19 protein-coding genes are annotated in these 20356 nt (G+C 41.4%); 17 read left to right on the top strand and 2 right to left on the bottom strand.

The annotated features are described in order from the left end of the window. Positions 1–2 precede the first annotated feature (2 nt). The 15 genes from thiL to sufU all read left to right on the top strand — a co-directional run bounded on the left by thiL (position 3) and on the right by sufU (position 14935). Positions 3–983, top strand: coding sequence for a thiamine-phosphate kinase (gene thiL / locus CCC71_RS07220; RefSeq protein ID WP_021841808.1), 981 nt, complete (start codon positions 3–5; stop codon positions 981–983). A gap of 5 nt (positions 984–988) precedes the next feature. Next, positions 989–1510 carry a tRNA (adenosine(37)-N6)-threonylcarbamoyltransferase complex ATPase subunit type 1 TsaE gene (gene tsaE, locus CCC71_RS07215; RefSeq protein ID WP_226974562.1) on the top strand — a complete coding sequence of 174 codons (522 nt, stop codon included), beginning with the start codon at positions 989–991 and terminating at the stop codon, positions 1508–1510. Next, positions 1494–2279 (top strand): tRNA (adenosine(37)-N6)-threonylcarbamoyltransferase complex dimerization subunit type 1 TsaB, encoded by a 786-nt coding sequence (gene tsaB / locus CCC71_RS07210; protein WP_021841810.1) that lies wholly within the window; start codon positions 1494–1496, stop codon positions 2277–2279. Before tsaE ends, tsaB begins: the two co-directional genes overlap by 17 nt. Continuing rightward, positions 2275–2730: a ribosomal protein S18-alanine N-acetyltransferase gene (gene rimI, locus CCC71_RS07205; protein WP_374041967.1), complete on the top strand. Its 456-nt coding sequence runs from the start codon at positions 2275–2277 to the stop codon at positions 2728–2730. Before tsaB ends, rimI begins: the two co-directional genes overlap by 5 nt. Continuing rightward, positions 2727–3767 (top strand): tRNA (adenosine(37)-N6)-threonylcarbamoyltransferase complex transferase subunit TsaD, encoded by a 1041-nt coding sequence (gene tsaD / locus CCC71_RS07200; RefSeq protein ID WP_021841812.1) that lies wholly within the window; start codon positions 2727–2729, stop codon positions 3765–3767. The genes rimI and tsaD overlap by 4 nt, the downstream gene beginning before the upstream one ends. Positions 3768–3788: 21 nt before the next feature. Next, the gene (locus CCC71_RS07195) at positions 3789–5282 is read left to right on the top strand and encodes a sensor histidine kinase (protein WP_021841813.1); all 1494 of its coding nucleotides are present in this window, start codon (positions 3789–3791) and stop codon (positions 5280–5282) included. Between the two features lie 105 nt (positions 5283–5387). Further along, the gene (locus tag CCC71_RS07190; RefSeq protein WP_021841814.1) at positions 5388–5963 is read left to right on the top strand and encodes an ANTAR domain-containing response regulator; all 576 of its coding nucleotides are present in this window, start codon (positions 5388–5390) and stop codon (positions 5961–5963) included. 211 nt (positions 5964–6174) lie between these two features. Then, positions 6175–6462, top strand: a complete 288-nt coding sequence (gene groES / locus CCC71_RS07185) for a co-chaperone GroES (RefSeq protein ID WP_296333374.1) — start codon at positions 6175–6177, stop codon at positions 6460–6462. Between the two features lie 79 nt (positions 6463–6541). Further along, a complete protein-coding gene (gene groL, locus CCC71_RS07180) occupies positions 6542–8170 on the top strand; it encodes a chaperonin GroEL (protein ID WP_021841816.1) in 1629 nt (542 codons plus the stop codon). Positions 8171–8366: 196 nt separating this feature from the next. Beyond that, entirely contained in the window at positions 8367–9620 is a 1254-nt protein-coding gene (locus CCC71_RS07175) for a diaminopimelate decarboxylase family protein (RefSeq protein WP_296333372.1), read from the top strand. Positions 9621–9989: 369 nt separating this feature from the next. Then, positions 9990–10733, top strand: a complete 744-nt coding sequence (sufC, locus tag CCC71_RS07170; RefSeq protein ID WP_006556777.1) for a Fe-S cluster assembly ATPase SufC — start codon at positions 9990–9992, stop codon at positions 10731–10733. Between the two features lie 9 nt (positions 10734–10742). Next, positions 10743–12152 carry a Fe-S cluster assembly protein SufB gene (gene sufB / locus CCC71_RS07165; RefSeq protein ID WP_021841818.1) on the top strand — a complete coding sequence of 470 codons (1410 nt, stop codon included), beginning with the start codon at positions 10743–10745 and terminating at the stop codon, positions 12150–12152. A 9-nt stretch (positions 12153–12161) separates the two neighbouring features. Next, the gene (locus CCC71_RS07160) at positions 12162–13211 is read left to right on the top strand and encodes a SufB/SufD family protein (protein ID WP_021841819.1); all 1050 of its coding nucleotides are present in this window, start codon (positions 12162–12164) and stop codon (positions 13209–13211) included. Between the two features lie 22 nt (positions 13212–13233). Continuing rightward, on the top strand, positions 13234–14463 hold the full coding sequence (locus CCC71_RS07155; protein ID WP_295240379.1) for a SufS family cysteine desulfurase: 1230 nt from the start codon (positions 13234–13236) through the stop codon (positions 14461–14463). A 37-nt stretch (positions 14464–14500) separates the two neighbouring features. Further along, positions 14501–14935 carry a Fe-S cluster assembly sulfur transfer protein SufU gene (gene sufU / locus CCC71_RS07150; RefSeq protein WP_156705017.1) on the top strand — a complete coding sequence of 145 codons (435 nt, stop codon included), beginning with the start codon at positions 14501–14503 and terminating at the stop codon, positions 14933–14935. Between the two features lie 131 nt (positions 14936–15066). Here the strand turns inward: sufU and CCC71_RS07145 are convergent, their stop codons facing one another. After that, positions 15067–15318: a (2Fe-2S)-binding protein gene (locus tag CCC71_RS07145; RefSeq protein ID WP_021841822.1), complete on the bottom strand. Its 252-nt coding sequence runs from the start codon at positions 15316–15318 to the stop codon at positions 15067–15069. Between the two features lie 164 nt (positions 15319–15482). Between CCC71_RS07145 and CCC71_RS07140 the strand changes: the two genes are divergently transcribed. Next, entirely contained in the window at positions 15483–16160 is a 678-nt protein-coding gene (locus CCC71_RS07140) for an HAD hydrolase-like protein (RefSeq protein ID WP_296333370.1), read from the top strand. Between the two features lie 144 nt (positions 16161–16304). On the opposite strand, the gene CCC71_RS07135 is transcribed toward CCC71_RS07140, so the two are convergent. Next, a complete protein-coding gene (locus tag CCC71_RS07135; RefSeq protein WP_021841824.1) occupies positions 16305–16817 on the bottom strand; it encodes an S-adenosylmethionine decarboxylase family protein in 513 nt (170 codons plus the stop codon). Positions 16818–17359: 542 nt separating this feature from the next. On the opposite strand from CCC71_RS07135, the gene CCC71_RS07130 reads away from it, so the two are divergent. Beyond that, positions 17360–20179: an FAD-binding and (Fe-S)-binding domain-containing protein gene (locus tag CCC71_RS07130; RefSeq protein ID WP_156705020.1), complete on the top strand. Its 2820-nt coding sequence runs from the start codon at positions 17360–17362 to the stop codon at positions 20177–20179. The last annotated feature ends 177 nt before the right edge of the window (positions 20180–20356 follow it).

The following is a 20356-nucleotide window of genomic DNA, read 5'->3' as shown; positions in this document are numbered from 1 at the left end:
CGATGAAAGTATCCGAACGTGGCGAATTTGGCTTTATTGATACGATAAAATCAAATACAATCATAAATCCTGAAACCATTGTGTGCGGCATCGGTGACGATTGTGCGGTGTATCGCACGACTCACGATTATGACCAACTCATAACGACGGATATGATGGTAAAAGGTATACATTTTTCCGATAAAACGACAGCCCCTTATGATGTGGGCTATCGCTTAGGGGCGGCTAATATCAGTGATATTGCGGCCATGGGCGGTACGCCTCGGCAGGCTGTAATTGCTGCCGCTATGCCGCCTGATACAGAGATTGCGTATATGGAAGCGGTGTATGAAGGCTTTAAAACAATCTGCCATACCTACGACGTAAATATTGTAGGCGGTGATACGGTGACCACTAAAGGTCCTTTGGTACTTAATGTGACCGTAGTCGGCGAAGTACCGGCCGGTGAAGCTGTTCTTCGCAGTGGCGCTAAAGCGGGTAATTTAGTCGTTGTTACGAATACAATCGGTAGTTCGGCAGCCGGATTGGCCGCTTTATTAGCGGACCTTGAGGGCTTTAATAGTATAAAAAAAGTTCATCAACGCCCGGAACCACAGGTTACTTTAGGTAATTGGCTCCGTGAACATAGAGCTACCTCGCTTAACGATATTAGTGACGGCCTTGGCAGCGAACTGAATGAAATTGCGAAAGCATCGAAGGTTAATCTGTTGATTGATGAAACGGGCATACCGCTTCACAATGAATTAATTGAGGCGGCTAAGGCATTAGGGACTCATCCCTTAGCTTGGGCTTTTTATGGGGGTGAAGATTTTCAGCTCGTAGGCACAGTGCCGAGTAGTTTAGCTGAAGACATAAAAAAACACCCTCAGATTCACTGTATTGGCCGTGTAGTGGCGGGCATCGGTGAAGTATGGCTTACTACTGCTGACGGAAAAGAGGAATTAGTAGAAGCCAAAGGGTATGACCATTTTAAAAAGGAGTGACGGCAATGACAACTATTGCTTCTCAGAATAAAATAGCGGTAATGGCATGTAAAACTCTTACCGTAGATGATACGATAGCCTTAGGGCGTCAATTAGGCCGTTTTATGGCCACGATGGCACAGCAGGGTAGACCGTTATGTGTGGCGTTAATCGGCGATTTGGGAACGGGGAAAACTCATTTTTCACAAGGTGTTGCAGAAGGTTTTGGCGTTACGGAGGAAGTAACGAGCCCAACTTTTGCTTTAATGAATACATATGAGACGATGAACGGTACGTTATATCATTTTGATGTGTATCGCCTCGATGATGAATCGGAGCTTGAAAATATCGGCTTTGGGGAATTTACGGAGGATACCTTGAGTATCGTTGAATGGGCCGATAAGTTTCCTGATGCCTTACCGTTAGAAGTATTAGAAATCAGTTTAACCGCTGAAACCGACGGTAGCCGTTTAAGTTTATGGCGGACGGCCGAACTTTCAGAGGATGAACTTTTAGAGATTGGAGGAACCTATGTATTTAGGAATTGAAACGAGTAGCGCCGTATCGAGCGTAGCTGTCATGGATGACCAGCGCCTAATCGGTGAATTGACGGTCCAAGCGGGTCTCACGCACTCGGAACAGTTGGTACCTCATATAGAATTATTACTTAAACAAAGCGGCGTAGCAAAAACAGCGCTCACCGGTATCGCTGTAAGCATCGGTCCCGGTTCCTTTACGGGCCTTCGTATCGGTATGGGGACGGCCAAGGCGTTAGCCTATGCTCTTAATATTCCGTTACTGGGCGTTATGACCATGGATGGGATTGCTCATAATTTTTGGCAATTTAGCGGTGTCTTGGCCATTATGGTCGATGCGCAAAAGAAGAATGTTTACGAAGGTCGTTATCGTTGGGTAAACGGAAAGTTAGTATGCGAACAAGAGCCTACGGTGAAAACTCGCGATGAAGCACTTAAAGCCTTAGCGGCGCTTGATGAGCCGGTTATCTTAGCCGGTGACGGTATCATTAAATTCGGACATACCCTGGCTGATTACGGACCTAATTTGCAACTGGCTTCGCCGGCGTTACGGATTCCTAAGGCGTCAGGTGTGTTGCTCGCTGCCATGCCCCGTTTCTTAGCTGAGGCGCCGGATGAAGCGGCTCATGTGGTGCCGTATTATATTCGTCGCTCCGAAGCCGAAGTTGTTTGGGATGCGAAACATCCTGAGTTGGTTGCTGCCGGCAAGGTACCGAATCCAACGGTTGTTGTTACCGAAGCGGCTACGGCGTTAGCCGATGAGGTTAAAAATCATGATTAATTTGCGTAGAGCCGAGGCTCATGATGCGGAAGCTATTTTTGAAATTGAGAAAGCCTGTTTTTCAGTCCCTTGGTCTATGGAAGCTATTGAAACGGAACTGGCAGAAACGGACCAGCGTATGTACATGGTTATCGAAGTAGACGATAAAGTTATCGGTTATGCCGGCGCTTGGTTGGTACTCGACGAAGGGCAGATTACGAATATCGCTATTGCACCCGAATACCGTCGTGACGGTTACGGCGCCATGATGACTCGTAAATTAATCAGAGAATTGTTCAAAAAAGGTATGAACGAAATATTTTTAGAAGTGCGTATATCCAATGTGGCGGCCCTTACTATGTATCGCCGTTTAGGTTTTACCGTAAAAGGCCTACGCAAGGGTTATTACACAGACCCCGTGGAAGATGCGTACATTATGTCATTAATAAAAGAAGAGGAGGCCTCGGTATGAAAGTATATACCCTAGCCATCGAAAGCAGTTGTGATGAAACATCAGCGGCTGTGCTGGTAAACGGCCGCCAAGTATTATCCAATGTTATATCCAGTCAGGTGCCGATTCATCAAAAATTTGGCGGCGTGGTACCTGAAATTGCATCTCGCCATCATATAGAGCAGGTAATTCCCGTAGTTGATCAAGCTTTGGCTGATGCGGGCGTAACATTAACAGATATTAATCATATCGGTGTTACCTATGGCCCCGGTTTGGTAGGATCTTTATTAGTTGGTGTGGCCGCGGCTAAAGGCTTGTCCTTTGCTACAGATATTCCTTTAATCGGTGTGCACCATATGGAAGGCCATATTTTTGCTAATTTCTTGGCTCATCCCGATTTAGAACCGCCATTTTTAAGTCTTGTTGTATCCGGTGGTCATACCATGCTTGTGGTAGTTAAAGACTATGAAACATTTGAAGTACTCGGTCAAACTCGTGATGATGCAGCGGGTGAAGCATTCGATAAAATTGCTCGTGTCATGGGTTATCCCTATCCGGGAGGCCCTCAGATTGAACGGGTAGGGGCCGATGGGAATCCGACAGCTATTGAGTTTCCCAAAGCCTTGCAGGAAAAAGGTAATTTTGAATTCAGTTTCAGTGGTTTGAAATCGGCTGTTCTAAATTACCTTAACAGTGCTAAACAGAAAGGCGAAGCCATTAATGAAGCAGATGTGGCCGCTTCTTTTCAGCAAGCTATCATTGATGTATTGGTTGAAAAGACAATCGAAGCGGCTCATGCTACGGGGCAAACTAAAGTAACATTGGCCGGTGGTGTTTCTGCTAACCGTCATTTACAAGATGCTTTAGCCGCGGCTTGTGAAAAAGAAGGGTTAACCTTCTATCGACCAAGCTCCATTTTGGCTACCGACAATGCGGCTATGATTGGCTGTCGCGCTTACTATATGTCGTTAGCCGGCAAATTTGCCGACTTACATTTGAATGCAAAACCATCGATTCCATTGGGCCAAACACCACCTTTGAAATCTATGCCGATATAATTAAATTAAGGAGCGGTACTTATGGTTATGAAATTACAGGACAGTGAAGTGCGGGATACATTAAAACTGCATACGGATTTATCCGAACCGCAGCAGCGTTTAATGCGTAATGTAGTTCGCTTACTGCCATTTGCCGCCTCACTACCGCAACAGGACGTTTGTGTATTTACTATGGCTAAGGACGAGCAGATTCTTGTTTTTGGCCATATCAAAGATTGGCCACAGGCTGAGATTATGCCGGATATCCGTTTATTGAAACCTTATGAAGTCGGTCTTTGGCAAGATTTATTGCATACGGGCCGTTCGGTTAAAGGCTTTATGGAACGAAAACACGGGCAATTGGCACGCTTATTGGCCTTTCCCATTGTGGATAACGGCGGTAAATGCATCGGTGGTATTGCTATGCTTCATAACGGCTTAGAGCCTCATACGGAAGAGCCGCTTATGGCGGCTTCCGATGTATTGGCAGAGACGACCTACATGGCAATGATTGTGCCACAGCAAAATCAAGCTGAACTGTATACGCCATTGTCCTATCAGGACGGCATTATTATTTTTGACGAAGCAGGCATCATTCTTTATGCCAATGAAGCGGCGTCACATTTGGTAGACTTATTGGGCTTCGACAGGCGGTTGGTAGGTACATCAATTTATGGCGGTTCCTTGAAGATGAGTTGGGTTAAACAGGCAATCCGTGATCATCGAGGTGCTGTGGCCGAAGAAATTTACGGCGATATTATCGTGGAGCAGACTATCTTACCGATTAATGCCGGCACCCGAGCAAAACGGAGCTTTTTGTTTTTAAAAGATAAAACAGCCTTGCGTCGCAAGGAACAGGAGTTAATGGTTAAAAACTCCGTTATTAAAGAGATTCACCATCGCGTCAAAAATAATCTGCAAACCGTAGCCGGTTTACTGCGCATGGAAGCTCGTCGTTCCGACTCGGACCAAGTTAAAAAAGCACTTCAAGAAGGCGTCAGCCGTATTGAAAGTATGGCCCTTGTCCATGAAGTTATATCTCATTATGAAGAGGATTATATTGAACTTCGTACGATTGCGGAGGAATTAATTCGCTTGTTGAAACGATCATTTTTTCGCAGTGAAGACAATGTACAATGCGAATATATAGGTGACAGCATATTACTATCATCACAGCGTGCCGGTTATGTATCCTTAATTCTAAATGAGTTAATATCCAATAGCTTTGAACACGGTTTCGGTTGTTTAAAAACAGAAGAAACCATTAGTTCCGGATCTATGGTTGTGGCGGGATACCTGACTAAGGGCCTTATTACACTTACTGTGACGGATAATGGCTGTGGTTTGCCGGATGATTTTGATGTAAAGGCTTCTAGACGATTAGGCTTACAAATTATTCAAAATTTAGTGACCAACGAATTGGGTGGTACCATGACCATTGAAGATCGAGCGCACCGGGATGAGATGCAAGCTGATGCGGCTCGAAAGAGTGCACCGCATCAAGGAACGATTGTGACCATAACATTTCCGGAATGAGTCATTACGCTTACAATAGCATCAGCTGTTTATAACAGATATCGATGCTTACAATAGTTACCTATATAGAAAAAAGAGTTTGAGATTAAGAGAGAGGCAACGCGTATGAAGGTTTTAATTGTAGATGATGAATCTTTAATTCGCATGGATTTACGTGACCAGTTGGAAGCGGCCGGTTACGAAGTAGTGGGGGAAGGTAAAAACGGTGTGGAGGCCTTAGCAAAGGCTAAAACATTGCAACCCGATGTAATTTTAATGGATGTGAAAATGCCGGAACTGGATGGCATTGAAGCAGCCCGGCAAATTCGCCATCATAATTGGGGTCCCGTAGTTCTTTTAACGGCCTACAGCCAACAGGATCTTGTAAAAAAAGCGGGGGAATCCGGTGTTTATGGCTATTTAATCAAACCGGTTCGGGAAGATCAACTGGGACCTACTTTAGAAATGGCATTTCACCGTTTTCAGGAAGACATGCAGTTAAAGTCGGATATTGAGGGACTTGAACAAAGCTTAGAAGAACGTAAATTAATAGCTCGCGCCACCGGCATCTTACAAGATTTATACAAAATAACGGAGGAAGCCGCTTATGAGCGTTTACGAGCTTATAGCATGGATAAACGAATAACAATCAGTGCAACTTGTGAAAAGATTATTGCAGCTGCCAAGAAACGTCGTGTATAGCACGGCGTTTTTTCTATTAAAAAGTCAAATAATATATGCGACAAAAGATAAAATTTTAGTAAAAAGTCAAAAAATCAAAAATAATACTTGCAATTATTTTCAATTCGGCTATAATAATACTTGTAGTTAGCACTCGATGTTAGTGAGTGCTAATAAAATAAATAATCAAAACTACTAATTTAAATCTATTAGTACAAAGGAGAGATTAACAATGATGAAACCTTTAGGCGACCGTGTTATAATTCGTGTCCTTAAAAAAGAAGAAAAAACAAAAAGTGGTATCTTTTTACCGGATACAGCTAAAGAAAAACCTTCCGAAGGTGAAGTAATTGCTGTAGGTGCCGGCAAAGTATATGACAACGGACAGCGTGTTGCTCCTGAAGTAGCAGTTGGTGATAAAGTAATGTTCTCCAAATATGCAGGTACAGAAGTAAAAATTGATGGTGTTGACCATCTCGTAATTAGCGAACGCGATATTTTAGCTGTTTTAGAAAAATAATATATCTATAATAACAACGATTCTCTAATTTATATATTCAATGAGATCTGCCGCAAGGCAGTATCAGGAGGTAATAGACATGGCAAAAGAAATTCTTTTTAATGAAGATGCTCGCCGCGCTTTAGGCCGTGGTGTTGACGCATTGGCAAATGCAGTAAAAGTTACGTTGGGACCTAAAGGCCGTAACGTAGTATTAGATAAAAAATTCGGTGCTCCTACAATCACTAACGATGGTGTAACCATTGCTCGTGATATCGAATTATCCGATCCATTCGAAAACATGGGTGCTCAGCTCGTTAAAGAAGTAGCAACCAAAACTAACGACGTAGCCGGTGACGGTACTACAACAGCTACTGTATTGGCTCAGGCTATGATTCAAGAAGGTATGCGTAACGTAGCAGCCGGTGCTAACCCAATGATTTTGAAAAAAGGCATTGAATTAGCTGTTAAAACTTTAGTAGAAGAAATCAAAAAGAAATCTATTAAGGTTAACGGTAAAGAAGATATTGCTCAAGTAGCTTCCGTATCTGCCGGTGACACTGAAATCGGTGGTCTTATTGCTGAAGCTATGGAAAAAGTTGGTAACGACGGCGTTATCACTGTTGAAGAGTCCAAAGGCTTACAGACAGACCTTTCCGTAGTAGAAGGTATGCAATTTGACCGCGGTTACATTTCTCCTTACATGGTAACCGACCCTGACAAAATGGAAGCCGTTATGAACGACCCTTACATTTTGATCACTGACCGCAAAATCAGCGCTATTGCCGATATGTTGCCAACCCTTGAAAAAGTGGTAAAACAAGGTAAAGAATTACTCATCATCGCTGAAGATCTTGATGGTGAAGCATTGGCTACTTTGGTAGTTAATAAATTGCGTGGTACTTTCAAAGCCGTTGCTGTTAAAGCGCCTGGTTTTGGTGACCGTCGTAAAGCAATGCTCGAAGATATCGCTATCTTAACCGGTGGTACCGTAATTACTGAAGATATGGGCCGCAAATTAGACAGCGTTGAATTGGAAGACCTCGGTACAGCTCGTCAAGTACGCGTAAGCAAAGACGAAACTGTTATTATCGACGGTGCCGGCGACAACGAAGCTATTAAACAGCGTGTTGCTCAGATTAAAAACCAAGTGGAAGAAACTACTTCCGAATTCGATAAAGAAAAACTTCAAGAACGTTTGGCTAAATTGTCCGGCGGCGTAGCTGTTATCGAAGTTGGTGCTGCTACCGAAGTTGAATTGAAAGACAAAAAACTCCGCATCGAAGATGCTTTGAACGCTACTCGTGCAGCTGTTGAAGAAGGCATCGTAGCCGGTGGCGGTACTACCCTTATCGATATCTTACCTGCTCTTGAAACGTTGAAAGAAGAAGGCGATGTTCAGACCGGTATTAACCTTGTAAAACGTGCTGTTGAAGAACCTCTTCGTCAGATTGCTTACAACGCAGGTTTAGAAGGTTCCGTAGTTGTTGAACGCGTTAAAAATACTGACGCTGGTGTTGGTTTCAACGCTTTGACTGAAGAATATGTTGATATGGTTAAAGCCGGTATCGTTGACCCAGCTAAAGTAACTCGTTCCGCTCTTCAGAATGCAGCTTCCATCGCTTCCTTGGTATTGACTACTGAAAGCATCGTAGCTGATAAAGTAGAAGAAAATGCTCCGGTAGCACCTGCTATGCCTCCAATGGGCGGCATGGGCGGTATGATGTAATAAATCTACCAAACCTAATAAATACTTAATATGCAATAGCAAATAGAGTTAAATTTTAAAGATGGTGACTAAGTTAAATCTTGGTTGCCATCTTTTTTATATCCTTTTTTCTATAGAATTGACTACAGGCTATGAAATTAAGTATAATCTTACATAGAAGTTATTCGACAGGTATTAATATTGAGGAGAGAGATAGATGAATGAAAAAACATTGCCCGTGTCGGCAGAGCGTTTAGAAGAGATTATAGCGGAGTATCCCACGCCGTTTCATATTTACGATGCAAAAGGGATTGTAGATAATATTCGTCGGTTTATTAAAGCTTTCAGCTGGGCGAAAGATTTTAAAGAATACTTCGCCGTTAAAGCAACGCCAAATCCTTATATCATGCGCTTATTGCAAAAAGAAGGGGTAGGTGCAGACTGTTCCTCTTTGGCTGAACTTATTTTGTGTGAAAAAGTCGGTATCACGGGGGACGATATCATTTTTTCATCCAACGACACACCATATGAAGAATATGCCAAAGCCATGGAAATGGGCGCCATTATCAATCTTGATGACATTACTCATGTGGCCTATTTGGAAAAACACGGCGAATTGCCGAGCCGTTTGGCCTTCCGTTATAACCCGGGGCCGTTAAAACACGGCGGTAATACGATTATCGGCTTGCCGGAAGAAGCGAAATACGGTATGACCGGCGATCAGATTATTGAAGCTATTAATTACTGTAAAACTCGCGGTGTTAACCGTTTCGGCTTGCATACCATGGTTGTGTCCAATGAGCTTGATATTACAGGACTCATCGGCACGGCTGAATTGATGTTTGATTTGGCACTTCGTGTGAAAAAAGAAACAGGCATCGAAGTTGATTTCATCGATTTCGGTGGCGGTATCGGCGTAGCCTATCGTCCGGAAGAAACGCCGGTAGATTATGAAGCCTTAAGTGCCGGTATCAAAGAAGCTTATGAAACTATGATTATCGGCAATGGTCACAGCCCGATTTCATTAGCTTTTGAATGCGGTCGTATGGTTACCGGCCCTTACGGTTACTTGGTAGCTACCGCGATTCATCGTAAAGATATTTACAAGCACTATATCGGTCTTGATGCTTGTATGGCCAACTTAATGCGCCCGGCCCTGTACGGCTCTTACCATCATATTACGGTGGTGGGTAAGGAGAATGCGCCGCTTGATCATGTATATGATGTAACCGGCTCGCTTTGTGAAAACAACGACAAATTTGCCATCGACCGTAAATTACCTAAGATTGATATGGGGGACCGCATTGTTATTCACGATGCCGGTGCACACGGTCATTCCATGGGCTTTAACTACAACGGTAAATTACGCTCCGCCGAACTGCTTCTTAACGAAGACGGCAGCGTAACCCAAATCCGTCGAGCCGAAACCTTAGATGATTTATTTGCAACATTGGATTTCAGTGATTTATAGTAAAAATTCTATCTTTTTACTGTAAACTGTGATATAATTAATTAGTATTGAAACAGTGTGAGTCTGATTTTTCAAATGTTAAAAAATCTAATAAGAGTCATATTTTTTCATAATATTTAAAATATTCAATAATTATAAACAAATTCATAGTATTTTAGTAGAAATTAACTTGCGCAGTAAACAGTTAGATTGTATAATGTTTATTAGGAATAGATGTTGTAAGAATTGCTGTTTACCGAAGTGGTAGAATAATTTTGCTGATAAGGCGGTGTTTCACTTTGGTGGGATACCGCTTTTTTTATAACATTTAGCAATTAAGCTATTTATGACTTAACTATATAATTAATTTATAAAAGGAGTGACTGTACAGTGTCAGAATTACTTCGCGTAGAAAATCTACACGTGTCCGTAGAGGGCAAAGAAATCCTAAAAGGTATCGACTTAACAATTAATAAAGGTGAAATTCATGTAGTAATGGGTACTAACGGTGCCGGTAAATCCACATTGGCCAATGCTATCATGGGTAACCCTGTATATGAAGTAACCGAAGGGACTATTACCTTTGACGGTGAAGACATTACCGACGAAGCCGTTAACGATCGCGCTAAAGCCGGTATTTTTATGTCCTTCCAGAACCCGATTGCTATTCCGGGGATTACGGTAGAAAATTTCATTCGTACCGCAAAAGCAACTGTAACCGGCGAAAACGTACGTGCTTTGGCTTTCAAAAAAGAATTGAAAACTAAAATGGATGAATTGTCCTTCGACGCATCCTATGCACAGCGTTATGTAAACGAAGGTTTCAGTGGCGGCGAACGCAAGAAGAACGAAATTTTGCAAATGTCCGTATTGAACCCTAAATTGGCTATGCTTGATGAAACTGACTCCGGTCTTGACGTTGACGCAGTTCGTATCGTATCTGACGGTGTAGATCGTTTCCATACGAAAGATAATGCTGTACTTATCATTACTCACCACAACTCCATTTTACAGAAATTAAAACCTGATTTCGTACACGTATTAATTGATGGCCGTATTGTAAAAACAGGCGACGCATCGTTAGTGGCTGAAATCGAAAGCAAAGGCTATGATGCTTACAAAGCGTTAGTTTAGGAGGCACTCATGGAAACTAGAAAGAAAACATATGTGGAGGATATGGACCGTGGCGTCTACGATATAAAGAATGAATTCGAATATTCTTATAAATCCGATGCCGGCTTAACGGAAGATATTATCCGCGAAATATGGGAAAATAAAAACGAACCTGAATGGATGCTTGATTTCCGTTTGAAATCTTTGCGCATCTACAATGAATTGGATATTCCAAACTGGATTCCGGATATTAGCGGCCTTGATATGGCTAATATTGTTACCTATGTTAAACCGAAAGTTGACATGAAAGGTGACTGGAACGAAGTTCCGGAAGATATTAAGAGCACATTTGACCGTTTGGGGATTCCGGAAGCGGAAAAAACGTCCCTCGCCGGTGTAGGCGCTCAGTATGACTCCGAAGTTGTATATCACAGCATTCAGGAAGATCTTGTAAAACAAGGCGTAATTTATACTGATATTGAAACAGCACTTCATGAATACGAAGATATTGTTAAACAATACTTTATGACATTGGTGCCACCAACCGACCATAAATTTGCCGCCTTGCACGGCGCTGTATGGTCCGGCGGTTCCTTCGTATATGTACCGAAGGGTGTACAAGTAGATATTCCGCTTCAGTCCTATTTCCGTTTGAACGCACCGGGCGCCGGTCAGTTCGAGCACACTTTGATTATCATTGAAGAAGGGGCTAAAGCACACTTTATTGAAGGTTGCTCCGCACCTAAATACAATGTAGCCAACTTACATGCCGGTTGTGTTGAATTATTTGTTAAAGATAATGCGACACTTCGTTATTCCACCATTGAAAACTGGTCTAAAAACATGTACAACTTGAATACAAAACGTTGTACGGTTGGCAAAAACGGCACTATTGAATGGGTATCCGGTTCCTTCGGTTCCAAGGTATCCTGCTTATATCCAATGAGTATTTTAGCCGGTGAAGGCGCTCATTGTGAATTTACCGGTGTAACTTTTGCCGGTGAAGGTCAGTACTTGGATACCGGTGCTAAAGTTGTGCATGTAGCACCGCATACTACCTCCAATATTAACTCCAAATCTATTTCCAAGAGCGGTGGCGCTGCTATTTACCGTGGTGTATTGAACATCGGTAAAAAAGCAGAACACGCTAAAGCAACCGTTTCTTGTGAATCTTTGATGTTGGATGAAATTTCTCAGTCTGATACAATTCCTTCCATTTCTATCGAAAACGACAATGTGGATTTGGGTCATGAAGCTAAAATCGGTCGTATTTCCGATGAAGCTATTTTCTACTTGATGACTCGCGGTATCAGTGAAGAAGAAGCTCGTGCCATGTTGGTACGTGGTTTCGTTGAACCGATTTCCAAAGAATTACCGTTGGAATATGCCGTAGAAATGAATAATTTGATTTCCTTAGAGCTTGAAGGCTCTATCGGATAGGAGGTACAGATGAGTAACGTATTATTTAATGAGCTCCCAAGACCTACTTTCCGGTGGTTACAAGTAAATCATACTGAAGGTACGGTTGCCGGTGGCGATACAGCGGCAGCAGTAACGGTCAGCGCCAATGAAGGGGTTGTAACCGAACTTACTGCTAAAGCCTTGTTAAAAGCTGATTTTGAAGGAGCGGAAGCCACTTCTTTAAAAGCGGTTACCGATGATTTTACTAAAGGCATGGCTATTACAGTGCCTGCCGGCGGTAAAGAAAAAGTAATTATTACGATTGATGCCGAAGGTAAAAGCGTAGGCGACAGAACTCGTTTGGCTATCGACGTGGCTAAAGATGCTTCTTTGGAAGTATTATATGTAGTTAAAGGGGAAGCCGAAACCGGTGGTTTGAACCTTTTAACCGAAGTAAAAGCAGCTGAAAATGCTAACGTAGTTTTCAAAAAAGTACAGCTTCTCAGTGAAGGGGTACAGCAGATTGAACATCGTTACAGTCAATTAGCGGCGAACAGTAAAGTAGAATACTTGAACGTAGAATTGGGTAGCGGTGAAAGCTTCTTGCACTACACGCAAGATCTTGTAGGTGAAGAAGCTCACATTGTTCATGATTTAGCTTACTTGGGCGATAATAATCAGAAATTCGATATTTCCATGCTTATGTCCCATGTAGCACCTAAATCCGTCAGCGATATTCATGTACTCGGTGCGTTGGGCGACAATGCAAAAAAATCATTCCGCGGTACCTTGGACTTTATTCGCGGCAGTATTGCTTCCGAAGGTGCGGAAGAAGATACTTGTGTATTACTTGATCCGACTGTTAAATCCGTATCTTTACCGTTATTGCTTTGTAAAGAAGACAATGTAGTAGGTAACCATGCGGCCAGCGCCGGTCAGCTCGATAAGACTAAATTATTCTACTTGATGAGTCGTGGTTTCAGCGAAGATGAAGCTAAACATATTATTGTAGAATCCATGTTGCGACCTGTTATTGATCGACTTAATGATGAAGAATTAGAAGAGATTGTATTGCAAGCCGTACGGGCCAAAATTTAATTGAAGAATAAGAGGGTGTATTATGAAGTCGATTGCAGAAGCTTATAAAGATTTTCCTATATTGCAAAGGGAACATAAAGGTCATCGCTTGGTGTATTTAGACAGCGGCGCTACGACTCAAGTTCCGGAATATGTAATTAATGCTTTGGAAACTCATTTAAAGAATCATAACGGTAATCCGCATCGCGGAGCTCACATCTTGGCTGTGGAAGCATCAGAAGCGTATGAAACGGCTCGTGACACGGTGCAGCGATTTATCAATGCCAAATACCGTGAAGAAATCGTATTGACACGTAATACTACGGAAAGTCTCAATTTAATTGCTTTCAGCTATGGTATGCATAATGTAAAGAAAGGCGACAAAATCGTAATTACCGTTGCCGAACACCATGCCAACTTGGTAACCTGGCAGCGTGTAGCCGAAACTACGGGCGCTACTTTGGAATATATGTATCTTGATGAAAGTGGTCATCTTAAAGATGGTGAAATGGATAAAATTGACAGCCATACTAAGATTGTAGCCTTTGCTCATGTAAGCAACGTACTCGGTATGGAGTTTCCGGTAGCCGAATTGACTAAACGTGCTCATGATGTAGGCGCCGTAGTTGTTCTTGACGGGGCTCAATCGGCACCTCATAAAAAGATTGATGTACAGGCCTTGGATTGCGATTTCTTCGTTTTTTCCGGCCATAAAATGTGTGCGTCCCAAGGTATCGGTGTCATGTACGGTAAACGTCATTTATTAGAAGCAATGCCACCGTTCTTATTGGGTGGTGACATGATTGAGTATGTGCAAGAACAGAGCACTACCTACAATGAAGTGCCGTATAAATTTGAAGCCGGTACGCCGAATGCACATGGTGCCGTAACATTAAAGGCAGCCATCGAATACTTGGAACAGTTTGGTATGGACAATATCAATGCCTATGAAAAAGAGTTGGTAGCCTATGTATTGCCTAAACTTGTGGCCATTCCGCATGTTAGTGTATTGGGTTCCGAAGATCCTAAAGAAAAGCATGGCGTTATTGCTTTTACTATTGATGATGTACATCCTCATGATGTGGCTACAATTTTGGACAGCTACGGCGTTTGCATTCGTTCCGGCCATCATTGTGCACAACCGCTTGGCGCGTACTACAAAGTACCGGCCTCGAACCGTATGAGCATGTACGTCTACACTCGTAAAGAAGATCTTGATATCTTCTTGGACGCTGTTAAAAAAGTAAGACCTACCATGGGCTTTGAAGATTAAACACAGGTTACAGTAAACATAGAAGGAGTTCCTTAGTATGGAGATGGATCAGTTATATACTGAGTTAATTTTAGAACATAATCAGGATAGACGTAATAAGCGCTTATTGGATACGTTTACCGTATCTGAACATGGTCATAATCCAAGTTGTGGTGATGACTTGACGTTGCAGGTCGATGTAGAAGATGGTATCGTAAAAGATGCAGCTTATACCGGTTCCGGTTGTGCCATCAGCCAAGCATCCGCTTCCATGATGATTGATATCATCAAAGGGAAGAGCGTTGAAGAAGCATTTCGCTTAGTCGATCTTTTCCTTGGCATGATTAAAAAGGAAGTAACGGATGAAGCTGAATTGGAAGAGTTGGAAGATGCCATGGCACTTCAAAATATTTCCAATATGCCGGCTCGTGTAAAATGTGCCGTATTGGCATGGCATACGCTTAAAGAAGCATTAAAAAAAGAAGCAAATTAAGCAATGTGTGATTGCTGAGATACAGAAAAGGAGTTAACCTATAACAACCTTGTTGCTATGCGTTAACTCCTTTTTAACAGTCCCCGAAAAGGACTCATATTGAATTATGTGTCTGGGTTTTCGATAATGAATTACTCATCTTTTTTTGCGCCCGGTTTTGGTAATTTGCCCATATCCTGCAACAGCTTAACGATGCGGACACCACAGTTTTTGCCACCGCAGGAACCGGTACCGGCCCCCGTACGTTCTCTGATTTTAGGAATGGTATCACAACCGTCGTTGATAGCTTCTTTTATCGTTTTGCGGGAAATACTGCGACAGGTACAAACTTTGGTATACTTGTCCAAAATACTGTCGGGAACTTTTTGTTCTTCAAAATCCATAACTTTACCTCCTATACTACTCAGTATAGCTTTCTGTACATATACTTATACATAAAATCTGATTCAAAACTCATTAGTTAAATCTATCTGTAACCTTATTGTATCATAGATTGCAAATTCTATGTTAATAAGAATGAAGGAGTTAATAAAGAAAGGAAGAACCTATGATTTGCGTTTTATTCGATTTAGATGGCACGCTTACAGACTCTGCGGAAGGCATTAAAAAATCCGTTGTCTATGCATTGGAAAAGAAAGGGGTACCGGTACCCGGTGATGATATCTTAACACTCTTTATCGGACCGCCTATCGTTGATTCTTTGCGCGAGCATTGCGGCATGAACGATGCGGAAGCAGCGGAAACGTACGGCTATTTTAAAGAACGTTATGAAACTATCGGTAAGTTTGAAAATCGTGTATACGAAGATGTAGAACGCATGTTGGTTACGTTGCGTCAAACGAATACCTATGTGGCGGTAGCAACGGCTAAACCACAGCATTTGGCCAATGAAGTAATCGAACACTTCGGCCTTACCAAATACTTTGAAATTATCAAAGGCGCTGATGCAGCCCGTGGTATCACTCATAAAGATGATGTTTTGAAAGAAGCGTTAGCAGCCATGCAAGAAATTTCTTCCAATCGTACCAAAAAAGATATTACCGGTTGGTATATGGTAGGTGACCGTAAGTATGACATGGAAGCCGCTAAAAAAATAGGCTGTCGTGCGGTAGCGGTGACTTATGGCTATGGTTCGCGCGAAGAGTTGGAAAACTCCGGTGCCGACTATCTATGTGATACACCGTCTGATGTTATCTTAAATATTGCGGTAGATACCTTACTGTAATATATAATTACATAACGAATAAAAGCTATTCTCCTATTATAATGTGATATTTATAATATAGAGAATAGCTTTTTTGTTGCTGATATCTTAATTTTATCGGCTTTCATAGCTTATTAGGTTTTATCTTAGTAAGCCGGTTAGCAGTTAGTCACGAGGTTGGGGATCGCGTTTTTTGGCAATAACGTTAAATACCTTTTTACCGGTGTTTTTTAACTTAGAACCGGTTTGTTTTAGGCTCATACGAGTGCGGGTAACGCGAGCCATAGCAGATAGGGATGTTTTCTTACGCGGTTTCATATCGCGAATAGAGCCGAAGTCGCCTCGGTTGATGCTGGTTGCTTTAACGCGTTCGGCACCAAAAGATTGTTTTAAAACGCGCATGATTAAGGTTGCTTGGAGCGGCAAGTCAAAGGTATAAATATCTACGGCTACATAGCCCATGTCCGGATAGGCATGAACGGCAATGTGGCAATGCGGTGAGACAGCAAATAACACCACTTCGTCATCAAGAACTTGGCAGCTGATTTCATCAATCGGCTGTTGTGCTGCTTCCAAAGCATTGGTCACGCTTTCCTGAATGATTAGCGGGGAATTGACTACGTCTTCCAAACAAGTATATAAATCTATTAATAAATGAGTTCCTATTGCGTTAGACATACTTACACCTTCCTTATTGAGTATCGTCGTATATTAGATAAATTTAATTTCCTTTTCTTTTATTATTTAATCTCTTGTTATACAGATGTGGAACTTAACGCCCGGGATCGTAATATCCTATTTAGTATGAGCGTAAGTACAATTATTTTATGACTTTTATGTATTCTTATATCGTTTTATTATACCTTGAAACAGGGCTAATTGTAAAATGGTAAACGATAAATCAAGTACATTGTGTACAAAATAATAAAAAGAGGGATAAAACACGTCATATTATGAGAATTACTATTAATTAACTTTAAAATGAGTTTTATGAATTATTAACCTGTAAAATAAAAAAATTATTCATTTCGTGGAATCTGAGTTACATTGCGAATTTTGACTTTTCTGTAATTTGTAGGTTTTTACAAGGTCTATTCACATATGAGTATTGGTTATACCTATATGGTTGATTTACATGATAAGTTCGGTATGCTATCCTAAATCTATATGAAGTCGTACAGTAGTGCTGAGTGGCACAATACGATGTGGGAGGTCCTAATATGAGCTTACAGTTGAAGAGAGATTATGACACTTTTGTATTAGAAGCAAAGAAAATTTCACCGGACAGGGTATTCACTGATTTTCTATTGCGTTATGCCTATGGTATTGACGCATCTTGCTACAGCTATTTGCCGAAAGTAGTTGTAAAAGCTAATACGGAAGCAGAAGTAGTGCAATTAGTATTATTGGCCAATCGTTGCGGTACGCCGGTTACATTCCGTGCTGCAGGCAGTTCCTTATCCGGTCAGGCATCTTCTGAAGATGTATTAATTGTTGCCAATGATGGTTTTAAATTTGTACAAGTTCTTGAAAACGGCAATGCCATTCGTTTGGCTTGCGGTGTAATCGGGGCTGATGCGAACGAAGCGTTAAAACCGTACGGCAAGAAAATCGGTCCGGATCCCGCTACCATTACAACAGCATTGGTAGGTGGTATTTTTAACAATAACTCCAGCGGTATGTGTTGCGGCACAGTTGAAAACTCTTATAAAACGGTTCGCTCTATGCGTGCTGTATTGGCAGACGGCACAATTCTAGATACCGGTAATCCGCAAAGTGTTAAAGAGTTCATGGCAACGCACAGCAAATTGATTGATGATGTACTTAATTTGCGCAGTGAAATCATGGCTGACAGTGAATTAGTAGACTTAATTCGTCGTAAATACAAAATTAAGAATACAACCGGTTATGGTATTAACTCCCTAGTTGATTTTGAAGACATTGTAGATATTTTAAACCATATTTTCATCGGCAGTGAAGGGACCCTCGGTTTTGTAAGCGAAGTTGTTTATAATTGTGTAGATGACGCTAAATACAAAGGTTGCGGCCTCTTGTTCTTTGCTAAACTCAACGATGCATCTCGTGCCGTAGTAGCCTTAGCCAATATGTCGCGCGATAAAGTAGTAGCCGCTGAAATGATGGACTACTTAAGTCTTAAGAGCGTACAGCAGTTACCGGAAGTTCCATCCTTCGTACATAATGTACCGGAAGGGACCAGCTGTATTTTATTCCAATCGGAAAGCAATGATGAAGCTACTTTGGATGCTAACTTAGAATACATTAAAGATCAGTTGAAAGACATTCCGACAGTTATTCCAAGCTTATATTCCAAAGATGCTAAGGAATATGATGCATGGTGGGTAATTCGTAAAGGTTTATTACCGATTGCTGCCGGTCTTCGCCGTCCGGGCACTACGGTTATCACCGAAGACGTTTGCTTCAAAATTGAAGACTTCACCGATGGTATCGAAATGATTACGGAATTGTTCAAAAAGTATGATTTCGAAGACAGCGGCATTATCTTCGGTCATGCCTTGAGCGGTAATGTTCACTTTATCATTACACCAAACTTCAATGAACAGCGTGAAATGGATAATTTTGCCGGCCTTGTAAAAGAAATGGCGGAACGCGTAGCCGGTGTAGAAGGTTCCATCAAAGCCGAACATGGTACAGGCCGCATGGTTGCTCCATTTGTTGAATTGGAATGGGGTAAAAAAGCCTATGCCGTTAACCGTCGTATTAAAGAAATTTTTGACCCTCAACGCTTATTAAATCCGGATGTTATGATTACTGATAATCCTGATGTCTACAAAAAGAATTTAAAAGCTATGAGCGATATCGATCCATTATATAACATGTGTATGGAATGCGGTTTCTGTGAACGTAATTGTCCAAGCCGTAACTTAACCTTAACACCTCGTCAACGTATTTCCTTACTTCGTGAAGAACAGCGCTTACTTAAAGAAGGTAATACAGCTATGGCTGAAGAACTTAAAAAAGGCTATGATTACTATGGTGTTGATACCTGTGCTGCTTGTTCCATGTGTTCCATGCTTTGTCCTTTAGGCATCGATACAGCGCAAATTGCTATTTCCATGCGTAAAATCAATCCGAAGGGCCGTGGCATTGCCCATGCTATTTATAACAACTTTAGCAATACCTTAAAAGCCGCTAAAGTAGGGGCTACTTTGGGTGGTGTAGCCGGTAAAGTAGCTACTAAGTCTTTATTGGCAAAAATTTCCGAAGATGCACATCAGATTACCGGTTTAACACCATATGTACCGGAAACAATGCCGAAAGCTAATACGTACAAATTGACAAATAAACGCAATCCGGCTTATCAGAAAAATGTAGTATACTTCAGTACTTGTGCTAATCGTGCATTCCGTCAAAACCAAGGTTATGATGATACTCGCAGCTTACAACAAGTATTTGAAAGCTTGTGCGATAAGGCAGGGTACAATGTAATTTATCCGCCGCATATTGAAAACTTATGCTGTGGCTTAAGTTTTGAAAATTATGAAGAAATCGATAAACAAGCTTTGGCTGATTTGACTGAAGCGCTTACTAAAGCCAGTGAAGGTGGGGTTTATCCGATTGTTATCGACCATTCCGCTTGCTTCAATCATGCATTCAAACATATTAAAGGTTTGAAGATTCTTGATATTTCCGAATTCTTGTACACAATTTTACCAAACTTGAATGTAACAAAATGTAATGAATCTGTTATCGTTCATAAACAGTGTAAGATTAAGACCTTGAATAAAGGCGATTATATTGAAAACTTAGCGCGTGCATGTACCGACAAAGTATTTAATATTAAATCTTTCGCATGTTGCGGTTTTGCCGGTCAAAAAGGTTTCTTCACACCGGAACTTAATAAATCATCTACTAAAGATTTAGCCGAAGAAGTTAAAAACTTAGGTGTAACTTTAGGCGTAAGTTCCAGTTCTACTTGTGAAATCGGTCTCGGCGAAAGCGGCGGTATTCCATTTGTAAGTATTGCATACTTGTTGGATCGTTGTTCTACAAGAAAATAATATACTATTTGTTTTTTAGTTAATTAATAGAATTTAGTAAGACTAGTAAATTAAACGAAAGCAACAATATAAAGATATTACTTCTTTATATTGTTGCTTTTTGTTGTTTATAATTCAACATATGAACAATAGTTATTATTAAAGTATCAAACAAAACGGTACAATAAAAACTAAGGT

This window comes from Veillonella sp. LMAG:90, assembly GCF_008679445.1.
Taxonomy (GTDB): domain Bacteria; phylum Bacillota; class Negativicutes; order Veillonellales; family Veillonellaceae; genus Veillonella_A.
The sequence above is the reverse complement of the archived record's forward strand: the minus strand, read 5'-3'. Positions and strand labels throughout refer to the sequence as shown.

Coding starts and splice junctions, on each gene's coding strand:
- thiL (WP_021841808.1), top strand. CDS start 3: ATGAAAGTATCCGAACGTGGCGAATTTGGCTTTATTGATACGATAAAA.
- tsaE (WP_226974562.1), top strand. CDS start 989: ATGACAACTATTGCTTCTCAGAATAAAATAGCGGTAATGGCATGTAAA.
- tsaB (WP_021841810.1), top strand. CDS start 1,494: ATGTATTTAGGAATTGAAACGAGTAGCGCCGTATCGAGCGTAGCTGTC.
- tsaD (WP_021841812.1), top strand. CDS start 2,727: ATGAAAGTATATACCCTAGCCATCGAAAGCAGTTGTGATGAAACATCA.
- CCC71_RS07195 (WP_021841813.1), top strand. CDS start 3,789: ATGGTTATGAAATTACAGGACAGTGAAGTGCGGGATACATTAAAACTG.
- CCC71_RS07190 (WP_021841814.1), top strand. CDS start 5,388: ATGAAGGTTTTAATTGTAGATGATGAATCTTTAATTCGCATGGATTTA.
- groES (WP_296333374.1), top strand. CDS start 6,175: ATGATGAAACCTTTAGGCGACCGTGTTATAATTCGTGTCCTTAAAAAA.
- groL (WP_021841816.1), top strand. CDS start 6,542: ATGGCAAAAGAAATTCTTTTTAATGAAGATGCTCGCCGCGCTTTAGGC.
- CCC71_RS07175 (WP_296333372.1), top strand. CDS start 8,367: ATGAATGAAAAAACATTGCCCGTGTCGGCAGAGCGTTTAGAAGAGATT.
- sufB (WP_021841818.1), top strand. CDS start 10,743: ATGGAAACTAGAAAGAAAACATATGTGGAGGATATGGACCGTGGCGTC.
- CCC71_RS07160 (WP_021841819.1), top strand. CDS start 12,162: ATGAGTAACGTATTATTTAATGAGCTCCCAAGACCTACTTTCCGGTGG.
- CCC71_RS07155 (WP_295240379.1), top strand. CDS start 13,234: ATGAAGTCGATTGCAGAAGCTTATAAAGATTTTCCTATATTGCAAAGG.
- sufU (WP_156705017.1), top strand. CDS start 14,501: ATGGAGATGGATCAGTTATATACTGAGTTAATTTTAGAACATAATCAG.
- CCC71_RS07145 (WP_021841822.1), bottom strand. CDS start 15,318: ATGGATTTTGAAGAACAAAAAGTTCCCGACAGTATTTTGGACAAGTAT.
- CCC71_RS07140 (WP_296333370.1), top strand. CDS start 15,483: ATGATTTGCGTTTTATTCGATTTAGATGGCACGCTTACAGACTCTGCG.
- CCC71_RS07135 (WP_021841824.1), bottom strand. CDS start 16,817: ATGTCTAACGCAATAGGAACTCATTTATTAATAGATTTATATACTTGT.
- CCC71_RS07130 (WP_156705020.1), top strand. CDS start 17,360: ATGAGCTTACAGTTGAAGAGAGATTATGACACTTTTGTATTAGAAGCA.